Source organism: Seongchinamella unica (genome assembly GCF_004354085.1).
GTDB lineage: Bacteria > Pseudomonadota > Gammaproteobacteria > Pseudomonadales > Halieaceae > Halioglobus > Halioglobus unicus.
In genome coordinates, this window is record NZ_SMSE01000001.1 from 835,205 (window position 1) to 853,236 (window position 18,032).

Below are 18,032 nucleotides of genomic sequence, written 5' to 3' on the forward strand. Positions count from 1 at the left end.
ATGCTCTTGTTAATAATGATTATGCTCCTGGTTTTTCATATCTTCGTTGTTAAAAATTATCCAACATTGGGCTCCCGACTTTTTTGCCCGGTAAACTCCCTGCTGTATTTTCAGCCCTGGAGCCGGCGCTCCAGCTCAACGTGAAAGTGACGCAGGCGCTGTTCCTGCTCGCCCCACAACTGACCCTTGAACCCCCGGCTGCGCATGCCTTTTTGCACGACCGGAAGCAGTGCTGAGTCCTGGCTCAATACCAGCCCTAGCCCGGCGTCTTCCTCCAGCGTGTAGTGCTCCGTCGCCGGTCGCACCCGGCCGCTGACGTCGGTACCTTCTGGCAACCCCATCCAGGCGGGTGGACAGTAGCTGGGATCCTCCGCGGGCAGCAGCAGGGTCATGGTGTCGTAATAAAAACGTTCGGGATCTTTCTCGTGGGGCAGGAAGCGCATCAGGAAAACCGCTTCAGGGTGGCAGCCGATCTGTACATTGGGAAATATCCCCGTTGCCCAGCTGTCAGACAACTGCCCATCTTCGAACCGCTCATAGCCCAGGCCCAGTCGCTCGGAACGCTTTCGCTTGCCGAGTTGGATTGCACGTCGCACGTCAGCAGCGGTACCGTCGAACCCCTGCGGATCGATTCCGGCTTCCTGCAGCATCATCTGTAGCCCTTCATTAACGGTTTTCTGGTCAGCCACGCGTGGACTGGGCTGACCCAGTGGCACAATCATTCGACTGGCACCGTTGGGATACAGGTCATACTGTACATTGAGATCGCCCATCACCCCGCGTGTTTCAGGGTGTACGGCGTGCAGGTGATAGCTCTCATAAAACGCCTCCACACCGACCTTCCAGTTGGCGCCCCACTCGCTGCGGACGTGGCGCACTACCTTCATTTTGTCGATCTGGTAGGCTTCCAGGTATCCTTCTGGCAGTCCAATACTCTCCTGCAGCGACGGCGGATTATCGCCCATGTGAATAAACACAATACCCGCGTGCTCGGCCACGGCAACCGGGGTGAGCCCGGGGCGATGCGCGATTACCTCCGGGTGGAAGGTCTCCTCATCGGTAATGCGTCGCAATTCACCATCGTTCCTGAAGCTCCAGCTGTGGAAGGGACAGACAAACACCTTCCTGCGACCGCGTTCATCCCAGACCAGTTTGGCACCCCGGTGGGCGCACACATTGTAAAAGGCTTTTACGCCTTCTTCCGTGCGGGTGACGATGATTGACTCATCGCCGATATCGAAAACAAAAAAATCGTTGACGTTTTCCAGGTCGGATGAGACGCCTGCGATCAACCATGTATCGGTCCATATGCGCTGCCACTCCCGCGCCATGTAATCGCGGCTGAAATACCCCTCCTTGGAATAACACTCGGTGCCGTTATCGACAGGGGGCTGTTTCGCCTCCAGGGATTCCGGCGGTGCGTCGGGATTGATTATGGCAACGGGGATACTCGGACTATTCATATTAACCTCGCTTGCACTAACGGCTCACCTTATCCAATTCGAAAACCGGCATGACATGGTCTGCACCCCAGGGCTGAAAGCCCACGATCACCGTGTCGCCCACCGCTACCGGCTGCGAATCGTCCACGATGATGTTGCTCATCATGCGCGGGCCCTCTTCCAGATCTATCAGCGCGACCACATAAGGTGCCGGATAGGCCGGCGAAATACCGCGCCGGACCACAGTAAAACTCGCGACCCGGCCGCGTCCGGACACCGATCGCCAGGACAGTGACCTGCCGCCACACTCGCTGCACAGGATACGCGGGTAGAACTGAAAACGGTCACAATCACTGCAGTACTGCAGTCGCAACACCCCCTGCTTGCAGCCATCCCAGTACGGGCGTGAGATCTCCGTATCTGGTGGCATGATCCTGCTGGCTTGCGGTGCGTTCATATCAGGCTGCCTCCCGCGACAGAATAAGTGCAGTATGGGACGACATAATCCCCCCCTGTGCGTGGACCAGCCCGCAGCGAGCATCGGCCACCTGTCTGTCGCCGGCGCTGTGGCGCAACTGCCATACGGATTCGGTCAGAGCAAACATCGAACCCGGATTGCCAGGATGACAGTGGGACAGCAGGCCGCCGTGGGTATTCACCGGCAGTGCGCCACCCGGCGCCAGGGCACCACTGTCAACAAACGCGCCTCCCTCTCCCTTGGCACAAAATCCCAGGTCCTCAAGTTCGACCAGCACTGTCGGTGTAAAGCAGTCGTAGAGCTGCGCGAAATCCATATCCGAGGGCCCCAGGCCGGCCATGGCATAGGCGCGCTCACCGGCCTCGCGCGCAGCCGAGGTTGTCAGATTATGCGCCGCACTGATGTGTTCGTGGTTATGTCCCTCACCCGCTCCCAGCAGATAGACGGGACTGTGGCGCAGGTCAGCGGCGCGCTCAGCACTGCAGAGCACGATGGCGGAACCGCCATCTGACACCAGCGAACAATCCAGCAGATGCAGGGGATCGGCTATCAACCGCGAGGACAGGACATCGTCTACAGTGATCGGGTCGCGCATCTGCGCCGCGGGGTTGAGAGACGCGTGCTGGCGACAGGCCACGGCGATGCCGGCCAGCTGTTCGGGCGTGGTTCCAAACTCGGCCATATGGGCCTGTGCGATCAGCGCATAATAGGCCGGCACTGTGGGGCCATAGGGCTGCTCAAACTGCGGGTGACCAGTAGACGCCTGTACCTGCATCGCCTGATCGCGGGTCAGGCCGCTGCGCAGCGAATCCGCCATGGCGATAACGATAACGTCCGCCATTCCCGTGACGATGGCTGAAGCCGCGTGGTGAACAATGGAAAAGGTGGTCCCGCCTCCGGCACCCACGGAGAGACAATAGCGCGGGAATATCTGCAGATACTCCGCCATTGCCTCAGCGTGATACATATACGGCTGCGCCATGGCGTTACAGGTCAGCAAGCCATCGACATCCGACTTGTCCAGCCCCGCATCTGCTATTGCCGAGAGCGCTGCCTCAACGCACAGTTCCATCGGCGTCCGCCCCGGCAGCACGCCGACGGCGGTGTCAGCACACCCCACAATAGCGACCTTGCCGCGCAACTGCTTACCAGTATTCGCCAAAACGCACCACCACTTTCCCCGGGGCGACGACCTCACCCTCTGCATTCTTTATATGGACGTCGATATCCGCCTCGCTGTTCGTTGGCCGGAGAGCCGCTACGGTACCGCCAGAGGTGAGGGTCTCACCAACATAGCTGGCTACCCGGTTTGAATAGTCAATGGACAGGATCCGACCGTCCTCTCCCAACCACTCATCCACGCACTGGTGCAGCCAGTCGCCGAGCAGGGGGCCGGCGAGCACCAGCCCCGGGTAGCCTTCCACTTCCCGGGTATAGGGCTCATCGAAATGTATCCGATGGCCATTCCACAGAGCTGCGTTGTACAGCATCAGCTGCACATTGTCGCACTCAAAGTCCCGTTCCGGCAGACGATCGCCCACCTGGAGAAGGTCAAAACGCGCAGCGCCCTGTGCGGTCTTCATCGCAGAATCCTCGTGGTTTTTTCACGAATCACCAGCGCCCCGTCGTCATCGACCACGTCCATGATCACCTCGTAAAAAATGAGTGGTCCCGAGCGCCCCTGCTTCTCGTAAATAGCACTAAGTGTGCGCGTTGCGGTCAGCCAGTCGCCAGGGTAAATCGGCTTGTGGTATTCGATCTTCAAGCCACCCGCCATCGCCTTCTCCAGCGGGAACTTCGGGAGCAGAGTGTCGATCGACACACCGTCAGGCGAGAGCTGGTCCAGTTCAACCACGTCCCAGAACAGGGGCACATGAAACATCGGCGGCGCCTGGTCTCCCTGCAGGTACTTATCTTGCCGCGACCCGGTGGCGACCGCGTACTTGCGAATATCCCGACGGGTAACCAACTCCCTCCTGGGCTCGCTCTTGCGTCCGATGTTGCCAAGTAGCTCTGGCGTAAGGAGGCTCATACCTGCTTTCCTCCTGCCTGCCAGTAAACATCGCGCAACTGGCGCTTGAGAATCTTGCCTGTCGGCGCCTTGGGCAGGCTGTCAACAAAATCGACGGAACGGGGTTTTTGGTAGGAGGCGAGGTGCTGGGCAGCAACGTCGATAATTTCCTGCTCGGTTGCGCTCTCGCCAGGGCGCATCACCACCACCGCCTTCACGGACTCACCCCACTCGTCATCCGGAATGCCGAAGACCGCGGACTCCAGCACGCCGGGATGCTGGTGAATAGCCGCCTCCACCTGGGTGCTGAAAATGTTCTCGCCGCCAGAAATGATCATGTCCTTGGCGCGATCGACGATAAAGATGTAACCGTCTTCATCCCAGACGGCGATGTCGCCGGTACACATCCAGCCGTCGCGAATGGTCTCGGCGGTAAGGTCCGGGCGCTGCCAGTAGCCGACCATGTTTGCTTCCGAACGCACCAGGATCTCGCCGGGAGTCCTGCTGTCGCGCGGCACCGTATTGCCCTCGGGATCGGCGAGGCGAATCTCGGTGATGAACCCCTCTCGTCCACAGGATCCCAGACGCTCAGGGTGGTCGCCATTGAGGGCCCGGATGTGATCTTCCTGGGAAAGAAAACTCATCGTCATGCCCTCGGTCTGGCCGTACCCCTGGATGATGGTGCAGGGAAACGCCTCCAGTGCCGCGGCGACCACAGTGCGGGGCATCGGGCCCCCGCCATACTGTATATTGCGCAGACTGCTGAGATCGAATTCGCTAAACTTCTCATCGGCCATCATCCAGTTGAGCATCGTGGTGATACCGAGAAAGGCCGACACCCGCTCGCGCTCAATGGTCTCCAGCGCCAGCCGGGCCTCAAAGTTGATCAACACCAAGGGGCAACCATGGGCGTGGTAGTTCATGGCCAGGGCCACCGGGATATGGAACATCTGCCCGGTGAGCATGTAGACATCCGAGGGTACCACCCGTTCTGCAACCGTCTGATTGATCATGCCCATGAACAGGGTGCGATGGGTATGCAACGCGCCTTTGGACTGCCCTGTCGTACCGCCGGTATACAGGATCAGGGTTGGATCATCGCCGCCGACGCCGGCAGAGACCGCCGGCTCGTCGGCGGACGAGGCCGCGACCAGATGGTTGTAGGCGTCATCGCTGCCAGAGCCAAACCCCAGCCAGTTGGGCACACTCACACAGTCCTGCAGTTCCCGCGCTGCCTCGATATACTCTCCCGAAAAAACAACCAGGGACGGCGCGCCATCCGCGAGAATGCGGGCCATTTCCTCCACGCTCAGGCGCCAGTTCACCGGCTGGGCGATCATGCCGACCCGGGCACAGGCATAGTAGATTTCCATATACTCGATGCAATTCCTGGCCAGAATCGCGACGCGATCACCCTTGTTCAGGCCGAGCTCTCCCACCAGCGCATTGCCCAGGCGTCGCACCCTTTCATCGAGGTCACCAAAACACATACGGCGCCCGCTGTGCACATCGATCAGCGCCTCTCGCTGAGGGTCGAGTCGCGCTGTCTTGGCGGGTATAAAACCAATATTCACTGCTGCCACCTAGTACGCGTTATCAAGATCAAGATGCCTGGCTGACAGGCGCCAGTTACCCGCCTCGTCCTGCACCACCGTGTCCTGGTAGACCCCGGTGGTCAGCAGCGCTGTCTGGCTATTCTCGGTGGCGATCAAGGTAAGAAAGGAATTGACCCTGATGCCGGCCGCGCCGGCCAGGAAAAAGAGATTGCTGACCACATGCCGGCGGACGTCCGTCTGCTGGGCCATGGAACCGGCCATCAGTTCCATAATCGCGTCACGACCCACGAACGGGCCGGCAAGTTCTCCGCCCGCAATGCGCATTGACATGGTGGCATCTTCGGCGAAACAACTCGCGAGCATGTCCGTATCGCGCGTGTCGTAGGCGTAAGAAGCTCGACTGAGCAGTTCATGAATTTCCAGTTTCTGTTCTGCGGTCAGGTTCATGCCTGCACCTCCATTCCAAGTACGTCGAGGGTGCCACGCCAAGCGAGCGAACCTCCGTCGATGGTCCAAACAGCGCCGTTGACAAACCGGGATTCAGGGCTGGCGAGAAAACAGACAAGTTCGGCGACGTCCGAGGGTTGGCCCATTCGCGGTACCAGGTGAGTCTGGGTCATGGTATTGAGCATTGCCTGCGGGTCCGGCGCGGCCGCCAGGAACTTGTCCACAATCTGGGTGTGGATGGAGCCAGGGCAGTAGCAGTTGACCCGAATTCCATCCGGGGCGAGGTCCACTGCAAGCATCTTGCTCAACTGCATCACCGCGCCCTTACTGGCCCCGTAAGCCTGACATTGGGGGTAACCGGATAGCGAACTGGTGGAGCCCGCATTGATAATGGACGCGTTGTCGCTCTCTCTCAGGTGCGGCAGGGCATGCTTGGCGCAAAGCCAGACACCGGTGACATTTACCCCCATGACTTTCTCGAAGGTATCAAGGGACATGGTCTCCAGAGTCAGCTCCGTAGACAACATACTTTCATGGATGCCGGCATTATTATGCAGGATATCGATACCGCCGAAGGCTTCCGCCGCGGCAGCCATCAGCGCAACCACCTGCTGCTCGTTGGTCACGTCGCAGTGCTGGTACATAGCCTCGCCGCCCTGCGCGCGAATCTCTTCCACCAGGGCCAGGCCGGATTGATCGTCTATATCCGCGACCACCACCCTGGCCCCGCGACTGGCCGCCAGACGGGAAGTACCCGCGCCAATACCCACGGCCCCGCCAGTGATCACAAAACGCAGCCCTTCAACGCCCATGCAGGAATCCTCATTTATTGTTGTCTGGTCATACTAGGCGCATCTTGAATTTAATTCAAGAAAAGATGTATAACTCCCCACAACCCCTCAGCCGTGATAAGGTTGCGCGCCATGCCAAAAGCCACTCAACAGAAACGCTCGCAGCGCGCCGGCAGTCGCGGGGACCAGCGACGCCGACGTATTTTCAAGTCACTGCACGACTGCATTCTCGCCCAGGGCTATGTCAAGACAACACTGGCCGATATCGCCAACGGCGCCGACATGTCCGCCAGCCATCTGCTGTACTACTTCAAGGGCAAGGAGGCGATTCTCGAGCAGTACTTTGAGAATGTTTCGGTGCGTTTTCTGGAAGAATTAGACGAGTTCAGCCAGCAGCCGCCAGAGCAACAGATTCTCTCCCTCGCCGACTTCTGGTTCCGCGGTGAAGCCAGCACTATCAAGGAAATCGGGTTTATGCTGGAATGCTTCGGAGCCGCCGTGAACGATGACGTCCTCAAGGTCACCAAGGCAGAGTTCGACGTCCACTGCAAAGCCCACCTCGCCCGTATTTTCGATAGCTGCCCCTCCATTTTCATGGGCGACAGCAAGGACGCGGCGGAGGTCGGCTACGGCTTGATGATCGGACTGCGCTCAGCGGTCTATTTCGATGATGACATCGATCTCGAGGACGCCCACCGCCTTTTTGTTGACAGCATGCAGACCATGGGTGGCTTGAAATAAATCAGCCCAGTCTCGGCAGCACCTTATCGGCGATATAGCGCAAGCGTGCATCGCCAGAGGCAACCGATTCACCCGGAAACTGCGCCCAGAAATGAATATCGCGAATATTGGGGTAGTTGGCCAACAGCTTGTTGATTTCAGTGACCGCCATGTCGGCATCCCACAGCTCGTACAAGCCATTTTCAATCGCCGCCGCGGCATTTTCATACAGGGGCACGCTGCCCGGTGGCCCGAAGGCTCCCCACTTGATGTACTCGTTTGCCTGGTAAAGGATGTGCTCGCCGATTTTCGCTGCTTCAGCTTCCGGGTCCTCGGCGATGATAGCCCAACAGCCGAGGATAACATCACCATCCTGCACCGACTTGCCCTGCTGCTCCAGCGCGGCATTGTACATATCGATACCGATCCCCCCGGTACACAGAAAACCATCGGCAACACGCGCGGCACGCTGGATGGCAGGCTCGACCATACCCCCGAGATATATCTTCGGCCTGGTCTGCGGCACCGGCGTGACCCGCAGGTCGCCCACTTCAAAGCGCTTGCCGCTGAAGTTCACAGCCTCACCACTCCAACTGCGTCGCAGTATCTCGATGCCCTCTTCTACCAAACTGGGACGGTGTGACAGTTTGCGCTGAAAGTAATCGAACTCCAGCTGCCGATAGCCGATACCCACCCCCAGGTCGAAACGCCCACCGCTCACCAGGGACAGGGTTGCCGCGTCCTCCGCCACCCGCACCGGATCGTGCAGCGGTAACAGCATCAGGTTAGTACCCAGACGCATCTGTTCCGTACGCGAGGCGATTGCCGACGCCAGCAGCAGCGGCGAGGGCGTATAACCATCGTCGCAAAAGTGGTGCTCAGTCAGCCAGCAGGAGCGGAATCCCATCGTCTCTGCACGGGAAATCTGCGCCAGACGCTCGGCATAGAATGCCTCATAGGGCTGCTGCCATTGCGGCGGGTTACGGAAGTCGTACCATAAACCGATATTAACCTTGTTCACGCACCACCTCCTTGCAGGTTGCCTTGCAGGAAGTCGAGTAACTCACGCTGGTACAGCTCGCTCTCCTCGATAAACGGGGCATGCCCCGAACCGGCACATTCAACCAGCCTCACATTGGCGGCGTAATCCACCACCGAGCGACAGACTGCTGGATCCACCACCGCATCCTGGCTGCCTGCATAGGTCAGGATCGGCACTGCCAGGTTTTTTAACACGGCCCGCTGGTCCAGTGGCCCCAACGCCGCCAGCGAACGCGCCGCCAGCGGGGAAGATTGCAGAAACATACCCCACATCCAGTCCGTCACCTGTTGGCTGACCTCGCTGGCACAAACCCCCGCAGACAGCGCGGCGAGAAAATTGACCCGGTCGGCCGACATCGCCGCCAGTGTTTCGGCGAGCGCCTCATCAGTCCCACCGTGGGGATAATCTGGCTTCTGCAGATAGCAGGGCGTGGCGCCGCAGGTCAGCACCAATCCGGAGCAGCGCGCGCCCAGTGATTCTGCGGCGGCGACCGCTACAGCACCACCCAGCGACCACCCATTCAACACGACGCGCTCCAGTCCGAGATGGTCCACCAGCGCGGCGACATCACCGGCGATGGCCTCGATGCTCATGTCGGCAAAGTCCTTGTCGGATTGACCACAACCCCGATGATCCAGCAGCACCACCCTGTAACCGGCATCGGTCAAGGCCGGCAGCGTGTAATCCCAGGCGCGCACGCTGGTGCCCCAGCCATGGATCAGGATGACTGCGGTGTTGCCAGCACCATAATCCTCGTAATAGACCTGCTTCCCTTCTTCCCTTGCCATGCTACTCATCTGCGGTCTCCTCAAACTGGTTCGGGTTAGCCAAATTGGCGATAGTACTGTCGATATAACTGTCGAACACGGCGTCAAGGTCGAGCGCCTCCGCGTTGACCAGCCACTGATAGACGATGCCGAATACAAATGCACAGTAGTGAGTGGCGGCCTGGGCCGCGTCAACTTCGGGGCGCACAGCGCCCGATGCGATACCCTGCTCTATCCAGCGTCGCGCATCAGCGCGATAGACATCATGGTGTTGAGCCAGCGCTCGACGCATCTCGGTATCATGGCCGAGGCATTCGTACCAGAGCAGGTACATCGCACGCATATAGCTGGACTCCTTCTTGAGAAAATCCCGTAAGGCGCAAGCTGCCTGCTGCAGGGCGTCCAACCCCTGACGCCCGGCGACGTAATTCTCGAGATGCTCTTTCCAGACGCTGTCGAACTGCTCGAACAACTCCATCATCAGGCCGTCCTTGGAACCAAAGCGATAATTGGCCAGACCTCGACTATAACCCGCGCGCTCACCGATCTCCTTGAGCGTTGTCTTTTGCGTACCGCGCTCGTTGATCAACTCAATCGCCGCCTTGAACATGCGGCGGTCGGAAAGCGCCGTGCGCTCCGCCTGAGTCATGCGCCCCTCGGCGCGGCTACCACCCTTGGTGTCGTTCATCGCTGCACTTCCTCTATGCTCAGTTCACCTGCCTCGTTCATTTGCCGCAGGCGTTTCTTGTCCATTTTACCCACACTGGTCTTGGGTATCTCATCGACGAAGGCCCAAAACTCCGGCAACCAGAAACGGGCTACCTTGTCACGCAGGAATTCCCGCAGTTCACCCAGGTCCACCTCAGGCCGGTCACCGACAACAATCACCAGCGGCCGCTCCTGCCAGCGCTCATCGGGCGTGGCAATCACCGCCACCTCACGCACATCCGGGTGCCCGGCCAGTATATTTTCCAGGTCCACCGAGGAAATCCACTCACCCCCGGACTTGATCACATCCTTGGTGCGATCAGTCAACTGCACATAGTGACGCGTATCAATATGACCGACATCGCCGGTGCGCAACCAGCCATCTTCAGTCTGGGAGTCCTGAGACTCACCGCGATGGTAACCGCCGGTTATCCACGGCCCCCGAAGCTGTAGCTCCCCTACCGATTCGCCATCGTGGGGCAGGACCGATCCGTCCTCGCCGACCACCCGCACCTGAACCCCGGGTACGGGACGCCCACTTTTGGCACGCCAAACCGTCTCGCCCGCCCCGTGAGCATCGCGGGGCGGATGCGACAGGGCGCATAACGGACTGGTTTCGGTCATGCCCCAGCCCTGTAATACAGGCACCCCCCAGCGATCCCTGGCGGCATCGATCATCGCCGGCGGCACTGCCGAACCGCCGCAAACCAGCATGCGGAAACAGCTCATGTCCAGGTCCTGTGCGTCAGCGTGCAGCAGGTCACCAAGTATGGTCGGCACTGTTGCAGTGAAGGTGGGACGATCAAGGGCGATCATGCGCTTGATGCCTTCAGGCTGCAGGTGCGGCCCGGGCAGGGTAAAGTCACTGCCGCTGAGCCAGCCGCTATAGGGCAGGCCCCAGGCATTGGCATGAAACATCGCCGGCAGCAGCAGGATGCGGTCGCGCTCACAAATACCGAAGGTGTCGGTTGCCCGCGACGCCAGCGAGTGCACGAAGGTCGTGCGGTGGCTGTACACTACACCCTTGGGGTTACCTGTGGTGCCACTGGTGTAACAGACGGCGGCCGCCGCAGTTTCATCCAGCTCCGGCCACGTCTCGCAGGGCGCATGTTCGGCCAGGTGAGCGCGATAGTCGAGCGTCAATATATCAGTTTGTAGCTCGCCCTCCCCAATCAGCAGGATGTGCTCGACGCTCTGCAGCAACGGCAGCACCGGCGCGAACAGCTCAATCAGGCTGGCATCCAGCAACACCACCTTATCCTCGGCATGGTTGATGATATAGGCGATGTGCTCGGGCGAGAGACGAATGTTGACCGTATGAATAATTGCCCCCATGGAGGGCACCCCCAGGTAAGCCTCCATGTGCGCGGTGTTATTCCAGCTGAACGTCGCCACCCGGTTGCCCGGCTTCACGCCGATCGCATGCAACGCCGCAGCGAGCTGTCCGGCACTGTCTGCAATCTGGCGGTAACTGGTGTACGCCATGGACTCGCCATCGAAGGTACCGACCTGCGATTCCGGGAACACGTCGCGGCCATGGGCAAGGATCATTTGCACCGTCATCGGCATGTGCATCATCGTGGACTGCATTACCATTCTCCCTGCGCTGCCAGCCTGGCTTCATCCAATAATGCGGGGACATCGTACTCCAGCCCCCTGGCGTAATCCGTGTCTACCTTACCTGCCAGATACAGGCCGTAGGCACCCTCGACGATCGCCGCCAGGCGCCAGAAAGCGAAGCAGAGGTAGAACTCCATGTTGGGCAACGGCATCCCGCTGGACGCCGACCAGGCCTGGGCCAGTTCGCGGCGGCTGACCACCCCTTCGCGACGGGATACTGCCTGGATATGGGCGAATCCGGGAGGTGACACCTTCCGCGGCCCCCAGAACATCAACAGCAGACCCAGGTCGACCAGCGGATCGCCGATGGTACCCATCTCCCAATCTATCACCGCCAATAATTCCGGGCGCTGTCGATGGCACAGCGTATTGTCGAGATGATAATCACCATGGACAATACCCACGGGGCCCTCAGCCGGAAGGTTTTCCAGCAACCAGCTGCCCAGGCTTTCGAGCTCGGGGAGATCACGCGTGGGCTGCTGTTTCCGCACCTGCAACCAGCGCTCAACCTGTCGTTGCAGGAATCCCTGCGGCCGCCCCATATCGGCCAGTCCCAGCTCCTGCCAGGGAGCGCTGGCGATTTTACCCAGGGCCTGGGCCAATTGCAGTCCGAGTTCACTGACCGCCGCGTCGTTGTCATAGGCGGGCGGCAGGCTGTCGGTCAGGGAAAGGCCGTCGATAAATTCAACCAGCGCAAACGGCTGGCCCGCCACTGAACTGTCCTCGCACCAGGCCATCACCTGCGGCACAGGCGCATGACCGGACAGCGCGGCCATGAAGGCCGATTCGCGCTGCACGCCCAAATGCGCCTTGGGGGAAATGGTGTTTTGAGGCGCAGAGCGCATCACCAGCCTGCCTTCATCATGCACAACCATGCGGGTCAGGTTGGAATTGCCGCCGCTGAGCTCGCCGTCAATATGCGCATTGCGCAGCCCCAGCTCACCCTCCGCCCAAAGGCTGAACGCGTCCGCCTGAACGCTCATCCTGGCGTTCCAAAGCTGGACAGCAGGCCGCCATCAACGGGTACGAATGCCCCGGTCATATAGCGTGAACGTGCAACCCACTCTATGACTTCGGCTATCTCGTCCGCTTCCCCGTAACGGCCCATGGGAATGGTGCGGCACATCGCTTCAAGCGCCTTTTCTGACAGTGCGCCGGTCATTTCCGTCAGCACCAGGCCGGGAATCACCAGGTTTACCCGAATCGCAGCTGGTGCCAGTTCGATAGCCAGGGCACGGGTGAGACCGGCAAGGCCCGCCTTGGATGCGGCGTAGGCCGCGTCACCGGGAAAGCCACGAAAGCCGACCACCGCACCCACGTTGATAATCGCACTGCCCGCCTGCAGTGCCGGGCGCGCACTGCTGATCACATTGAGCGCACCGGTCAGGTTGGTATCCAGTACCGCCTGCCAGTCTTCCGCGGCCAGGCGGCCGACTTTGCCGCCGCGGTGCAGGCCCGCATTGTTAACCACGACGTCAATGCGACCCCAGCGTCCCAGCACGGCGTCCACTGCGCCCCAAACCGCAGTTGCATCGGAAATGTCTGCCTGCACCCCCATGGCGTTATCACCCATGGCCTCGGCGACCCCCAAAACGGCTTCGCCACGGGCCACCAGGGCCACACGGTCACCGGCATCCGCCACCCGCTTGGCCAGCGCGTGACCAATACCTCGAGAGGCCCCGGTGATCAGCCAGACTTTTTCTTGCTCCATATATGGATTTTCTCCCAAACTTTATTCACAATACGCTTGTTTCTGAACTTTATTCAAAATATGCTTGTTTGAGTCTAGCAAGTATAGCCGGAGGGTAGCTTCCGGTAAACCATAATTATAGGAGCGCATCCAGTGAGTTGGAGTTTTGAGACGGATCCCGATTTCCAGGAACGCCTGGACTGGATCGACACGTTTACCCGGGAAGAAATCGAACCGCTGGATCTCGTATTTCGAGGACCAGGCGATCCCTGGGATCCCGAGTCGCCTGCGGCGAAAGCCATGGAGCCCCTGAAGAAAATCGTCAAGGAAAAGCGGCTCTGGGCCTGCCATATTGGCCCGGAACTTGGTGGCGAGGGCTATGGCCAGGTCAAACTCGGCCTGATGAACGAAATACTCGGCCGCAGCCGCTTTGGCCCCAGTGTTTTCGGCTGCCAGGCACCCGACTCCGGCAATGCCGAGATTCTCGCCCACTTTGGCACGCCGGAACAGAAGGCGAAGTACCTGCAGCCGCTACTGGATGGCAAGATCGCTTCCTGCTACTCCATGACCGAACCCCAGGCCGGCGCCGATCCCGCGGAATTCACCTGCACGGCCGTACGTGATGGCGACGAATGGGTTATCAACGGCGAGAAGTGGTTCGCTTCCCACGCACGCTTTTCTGAATTCCTGTTGGTGATGGTAGTGACCAATCCCCACGTCCCCATCCACGAAGGGGCCTCCATCATCCTGGTAGAAAAAGGCACACCGGGGATGGAGATCCTGCGCAACTCCGCCGTCGGGCCCTACGTTGAACAGGGTGACGGAGTCCACGGCTATATTCGTTTCAGCGACTGCCGTGTCCCGGCAGAGAACCTGCTCGGCGAAGAAGGCAAGGGCTTCCTGGTCGCACAAACCCGCCTCGGCGGCGGCCGGGTACACCACGCCATGCGCAGTGTCGGCAAATTGAAAAAAGCGATGGACATGATGTGCGAACGTGCCCTGAGCAGGACTACAAAGGGAGAGCTGCTGTCGCAGAAACAATTCACCCAGGAAAAAATAGCCGACAGCTACACTCAGATCATGCAGTATCGACTCCACGTGCTGTATACGGCCTGGCTCATTGACAAGCACAAGGAATACAACCGCGAGGTGCGCAAGGAAATCGCCGCGATAAAGGCGGCTACACCGAGAGTGCTGCAGGACGTGGTGTATCGCGCCATGCACCTGCACGGCAGCCTTGGCATGTCCGATGAAATCCCGCTCATGTACATGTGGGCTGACATTCCCGAACTTGGCGTGGTAGACGGACCGACAGAAGTACATAAGGTGACGGTGGCGCGCACAGTGCTGCGCGACTATGAAGCAGCCCCGGGGCTGTTCCCCACCTACCACACTCCCACCCAGCGCGCCAAAGCGCTGGAAAAATACGGACACTACCTGCAAGAAAACGACTGATACATCTACTTGGTTAAGCCAAGCCTGAGACAAGGAGAACGATAATGACTGCTCAGCAAAAACCGGACTTTGACGCAATCGCCGTTGGCGCCGGCTTTGCCGGCCTCGCCCTGATCCACTACCTGCGTGAGGCAGGGCTGTCTATTCGCGTCATCGACCGCGCGGCAGACATCGGTGGCACATGGACCTGGAACCGGTACCCGGGAGCGATGACTGACAGCGAAAGCTACTATTACTGCCTTACCTTTTCCAAGGAGCTGTTACAGGAATGGTCCTGGACACGGCGCTATCCGGATTGGGAGGAAACTCACCGCTACATGCACTTCGTGGCGGACAAGATCGGCGCCTGGCCGCATATCCAGCTCAACACGGAAGTCGTCAGTGCCGACTACCAGGAGGACACCGGTTACTGGCTGGTCACCACCAGCGACGGTAACACCAGCACCTGCAAGTATTTCGTCAGCGCAATGGGCATGATTTCCGAGCCTGTCATTCCGAAAATTGACGGCATGGACAAATTCAAGGGCCCCCTGTTCCATTCCTCCCGCTGGCCCCAGGAGGGACTGGACTACGCCGGCAAACGGGTCGGCATTATCGGTGCCGGTGCAACCACCGTGCAGATGACACCGGTAATGGCGAAAGACGCGGAAAGCGTTACCGTTTTCCAGCGCACGCCCAACTTCATTCTGCCGGCGATGCAGAAGCCGATGACCCCCGAATGGGAAAAGGAGATCAAGGAGAATTACGACGAGATTGTTGCCAAGTGCCGCAACCACGTTTTCGGTATGGCCTTTGACAGCCCGGTAGGTCGCAATGTGGCCGATACGCCGCCGGAAGAGGTGCAACGCATTTTCGAGGAGAACTGGACGGGGAGTTTCCGCTGGGTATTCGAAACCTTCGATGACCTGCTGTCCAATCCCGAGGCGAACCGGGCAGCGTCGCAATTTATCATCGATAAGATGAAAGAGCGCGTCGACGATCCGGAAATCGCCGAGCTGTTAACGCCGTCGACTGACGATTACCCGCTGTTCGCCAAGCGCCCTCCGCTGGACCATGGCTATCTGGAAGCCTTCAACCGCGACAATGTCCATCTTGTCGATATCAAGGACCGCGAGCCCATCGTTGAAATCACCGAGACCGGCGTACGCACCAGCAAAAATCTCTACGAGTTTGACATCATTGTGCTCGCCACCGGCTTCAGGGCCTACACCGGCGCCCTGGAGGCCTTCCCGATTCGCGGCAAGAGCGGCCAGACGCTGGCGGAGAAGTGGCAGAAAACCTCCAATTCCATTATGGGGGTCTGCGTTGCGGACTTCCCCAACTTGTTTACGATCACCGGACCCCAGGCTCCCTTCGCCAACCTGCCAACCTCCATTGAGCAGAACGCGATCTGGATTGCGGACTGCATCAAAAAGATGGAAAACGAGGACTACGATGTCTGTGCGCCCCGTCAGGACGCCGAAGACGAATGGTCTGCCCATGTTGCGGAGGTCCACGAACAGACCCTGATGGCCGAGGGTGACAAGGTACACTCATGGATGATGGGCGCCAACATCGAGAACCACAAACCGCGGGTACTGATCTACTTCGGCGGCGCCAACGTCTACTACGACAAACTGCGGGAGTCCGTGGAAGCCGGCTTCCCGGAACTGGAGTTTCAGCGCCTGGCCAGCTGAACAGGGGACAACAGCGTTCCAGCTGTGCCTTGACCGGCAGCGTCGTGCATCTGACACGCTGCCGGCGCAACAGTATCGGCATAGCGGAGCGCCGTGCCGACAAGCTTCATCTCACCCCGGGAGCGCGAGCACGACCGGCGTAAGGCTGCGGAGCAGCCTTACTCGTCCAGCCCGGCTTTTCCTGCCTCACGAATAATCGGACTATACTCCGCGAATTCGGGTCCCTCTGGGGTGGCACCGACAGTAATGCCGGCGTCAGTCGTCAGCGTGTGGCCGGTCGTGTAGCCGGACTCGTCACTGGCCAACCAGAGCACGGCGTTGGCCACGTCCTCCGGCAGTCCGGGTCGCCCACGCAGTGGCGAGGCCTCCGCCAGTTTCGCCTTGGCACCTTCGATATCATTGGGATCACCCGTAAGCACATTCGCCACCATCGGGGTGGCCATGCTCGCCGCGGCAATCGCGTTCACCCTGACACCGTGGCCGGCGAGTTCAGCCGCCACGTTTTTGGTCAGACCGACCACAGCGTGCTTGGCTGCGGCATAGGCATGGGGGCCCAACCCTCCCATCAGGCCGGCGGTGCTGGCCATGGTAATGATTGACCCGCTGCGGCGGGGCGTCATTACCCTGGCTGCATGCTTCATTGCGTAAAAGGTGCCGTTGAGCAGTACATCGATACTGAAACGCCATTCAGCGCCGGGCGTAGTCGCCAACGGACCCACTGCGCCGACAATGCCCGCGCTATGGAACAGGATATCCAGTTGACCAAAGCGTTCCACGGTCTCATCAACGGCCGCAGCGAGATCCTCTTCACGCGTCACATCGCAGCGGATGAAAAAAGCGTCATCGCCCAGGCTGGCGGCGAGTGCCTCGCCGGCGTCCTCCTGGATATCACCCAGGCAAATGCGGCAACCCTCCTGGCTCATCCGCGCCACCGCAGCTGCGCCCAGGCCACTGGCGGCACCTGTAATCAATGCTGTTTTTCCGGCAAGCCGCATCGGCTATCCCCTATTCAATTTTGAATGTATCCCCAGGCACGACGGGTGCCGGCACCTTTCACTGGTCTCGATGCCTGTATATGAAATCGTCGGGACTGCGGCGTCCCAGAGTCTCCGCATCGATACCAAAGAAACCCTGCGATACAGGTGCTTCCATCCTGGTCCAGTCGGTCATTCCGGTGCGCGCCGTGATTTTCCAGCACCCGTCACGCAAGGCGAAGCTGTCAATGTAACGGCCGCCCACAAAATAATCCATTTCCGTATCGAATGCGCCCGGCCCCGCCAGCGGATCACTGGCAGCGCGCAGACGGTGGAAGGCAGTAAAGTAGGTTTCTGCGTAAGCCCTGTCGTCGCCCTCCAGCTCGATCAGCGGAATCCCCATCTGGTGATGAGTGCGACTGGATACGCCCAGTTCGTCGAATGCGAAGGCTACGAAGTCACCCGGCTGTCCTGGCGATGAGGGAGCATCCGGGTCGGAGGACGGCCCTTCATAGAAGTGCCGATGGCGGGAACCGGGATGGAAGACACTGCGCAGCAACGCCTCATCCAGGCGATCGATCGCCCGCGCATAGCGCGCGATCACCTCGCTGATTTCCTGTTTCGCCGCCAGTTGCTCCAGTGCATCCATAGCCAT

At 59.7% G+C, this 18,032-nt stretch carries 19 protein-coding genes; 3 read left to right on the plus strand and 16 right to left on the minus strand.

The window, feature by feature from the left end; all coding sequences use genetic code 11:
- Nucleotides 1-110: 110 nt before the first annotated feature.
- The 8 genes from E2F43_RS03610 to E2F43_RS03645 are packed head-to-tail and all read right to left on the minus strand — an operon-like array spanning nt 111 to nt 6,746.
- The gene (locus tag E2F43_RS03610) at nt 111-1,463 is read right to left on the minus strand and encodes an aromatic ring-hydroxylating oxygenase subunit alpha (protein WP_133209627.1); all 1,353 of its coding nucleotides are present in this window, start codon (nt 1,461-1,463) and stop codon (nt 111-113) included.
- Between the two features lie 16 nt (nt 1,464-1,479).
- Nucleotides 1,480-1,899, minus strand: coding sequence for a Zn-ribbon domain-containing OB-fold protein (locus E2F43_RS03615; protein WP_165954179.1), 420 nt, complete (start codon nt 1,897-1,899; stop codon nt 1,480-1,482).
- 1 nt (nt 1,900) lies between these two features.
- On the minus strand, nt 1,901-3,082 hold the full coding sequence (locus E2F43_RS03620; RefSeq protein WP_238946732.1) for an acetyl-CoA acetyltransferase: 1,182 nt from the start codon (nt 3,080-3,082) through the stop codon (nt 1,901-1,903).
- On the minus strand, nt 3,066-3,503 hold the full coding sequence (locus tag E2F43_RS03625; protein WP_133209633.1) for a hotdog family protein: 438 nt from the start codon (nt 3,501-3,503) through the stop codon (nt 3,066-3,068). Before E2F43_RS03625 ends, E2F43_RS03620 begins: the two co-directional genes overlap by 17 nt.
- Nucleotides 3,500-3,952 carry an FAS1-like dehydratase domain-containing protein gene (locus E2F43_RS03630; protein ID WP_133209635.1) on the minus strand — a complete coding sequence of 151 codons (453 nt, stop codon included), beginning with the start codon at nt 3,950-3,952 and terminating at the stop codon, nt 3,500-3,502. Before E2F43_RS03630 ends, E2F43_RS03625 begins: the two co-directional genes overlap by 4 nt.
- Nucleotides 3,949-5,505 (minus strand): AMP-binding protein, encoded by a 1,557-nt coding sequence (locus E2F43_RS03635; protein ID WP_133209637.1) that lies wholly within the window; start codon nt 5,503-5,505, stop codon nt 3,949-3,951. The genes E2F43_RS03630 and E2F43_RS03635 overlap by 4 nt, the downstream gene beginning before the upstream one ends.
- Nucleotides 5,506-5,514: 9 nt before the next feature.
- Entirely contained in the window at nt 5,515-5,934 is a 420-nt protein-coding gene (locus E2F43_RS03640; RefSeq protein ID WP_133209639.1) for a nuclear transport factor 2 family protein, read from the minus strand.
- The gene (locus E2F43_RS03645; RefSeq protein WP_133209641.1) at nt 5,931-6,746 is read right to left on the minus strand and encodes an SDR family NAD(P)-dependent oxidoreductase; all 816 of its coding nucleotides are present in this window, start codon (nt 6,744-6,746) and stop codon (nt 5,931-5,933) included. Before E2F43_RS03645 ends, E2F43_RS03640 begins: the two co-directional genes overlap by 4 nt.
- A 111-nt stretch (nt 6,747-6,857) precedes the next feature.
- Between E2F43_RS03645 and E2F43_RS03650 the strand changes: the two genes are divergently transcribed.
- Complete coding sequence (locus tag E2F43_RS03650) at nt 6,858-7,466, plus strand: TetR/AcrR family transcriptional regulator (RefSeq protein WP_133209643.1); 609 nt, start codon at nt 6,858-6,860, stop codon at nt 7,464-7,466.
- Between the two features lies 1 nt (nt 7,467).
- On the opposite strand, the gene E2F43_RS03655 is transcribed toward E2F43_RS03650, so the two are convergent.
- Genes E2F43_RS03655 through E2F43_RS03680 form a run of 6 tightly spaced genes read right to left on the minus strand, consistent with a single transcriptional unit; the run spans nt 7,468 to nt 13,293 of the window.
- Nucleotides 7,468-8,466 carry an LLM class flavin-dependent oxidoreductase gene (locus tag E2F43_RS03655; protein WP_133209645.1) on the minus strand — a complete coding sequence of 333 codons (999 nt, stop codon included), beginning with the start codon at nt 8,464-8,466 and terminating at the stop codon, nt 7,468-7,470.
- On the minus strand, nt 8,463-9,284 hold the full coding sequence (locus E2F43_RS03660) for an alpha/beta fold hydrolase (RefSeq protein WP_133209647.1): 822 nt from the start codon (nt 9,282-9,284) through the stop codon (nt 8,463-8,465). Before E2F43_RS03660 ends, E2F43_RS03655 begins: the two co-directional genes overlap by 4 nt.
- Entirely contained in the window at nt 9,277-9,942 is a 666-nt protein-coding gene (locus E2F43_RS03665; RefSeq protein WP_133209649.1) for a TetR/AcrR family transcriptional regulator, read from the minus strand. The genes E2F43_RS03660 and E2F43_RS03665 overlap by 8 nt, the downstream gene beginning before the upstream one ends.
- On the minus strand, nt 9,939-11,552 hold the full coding sequence (locus E2F43_RS03670; protein ID WP_133209651.1) for a long-chain fatty acid--CoA ligase: 1,614 nt from the start codon (nt 11,550-11,552) through the stop codon (nt 9,939-9,941). The genes E2F43_RS03665 and E2F43_RS03670 overlap by 4 nt, the downstream gene beginning before the upstream one ends.
- On the minus strand, nt 11,552-12,565 hold the full coding sequence (locus E2F43_RS03675) for a phosphotransferase family protein (protein ID WP_133209653.1): 1,014 nt from the start codon (nt 12,563-12,565) through the stop codon (nt 11,552-11,554). Before E2F43_RS03675 ends, E2F43_RS03670 begins: the two co-directional genes overlap by 1 nt.
- Complete coding sequence (locus E2F43_RS03680; protein ID WP_133209655.1) at nt 12,562-13,293, minus strand: SDR family oxidoreductase; 732 nt, start codon at nt 13,291-13,293, stop codon at nt 12,562-12,564. Before E2F43_RS03680 ends, E2F43_RS03675 begins: the two co-directional genes overlap by 4 nt.
- Nucleotides 13,294-13,425: 132 nt before the next feature.
- Here E2F43_RS03680 and E2F43_RS03685 point away from each other — a divergent pair, with 132 nt between their 5' ends.
- Complete coding sequence (locus tag E2F43_RS03685; RefSeq protein WP_133209657.1) at nt 13,426-14,727, plus strand: acyl-CoA dehydrogenase family protein; 1,302 nt, start codon at nt 13,426-13,428, stop codon at nt 14,725-14,727.
- A gap of 44 nt (nt 14,728-14,771) precedes the next feature.
- The gene (locus E2F43_RS03690) at nt 14,772-16,403 is read left to right on the plus strand and encodes a flavin-containing monooxygenase (protein WP_133209659.1); all 1,632 of its coding nucleotides are present in this window, start codon (nt 14,772-14,774) and stop codon (nt 16,401-16,403) included.
- Nucleotides 16,404-16,561: 158 nt separating this feature from the next.
- On the opposite strand, the gene E2F43_RS03695 is transcribed toward E2F43_RS03690, so the two are convergent.
- Together E2F43_RS03695 and E2F43_RS03700 are read right to left on the minus strand one after the other, a co-directional pair.
- Entirely contained in the window at nt 16,562-17,374 is an 813-nt protein-coding gene (locus tag E2F43_RS03695) for an SDR family oxidoreductase (protein ID WP_238946733.1), read from the minus strand.
- Nucleotides 17,375-17,456: 82 nt separating this feature from the next.
- Nucleotides 17,457-18,032, minus strand: a complete 576-nt coding sequence (locus E2F43_RS03700) for a nuclear transport factor 2 family protein (RefSeq protein WP_133209663.1) — start codon at nt 18,030-18,032, stop codon at nt 17,457-17,459.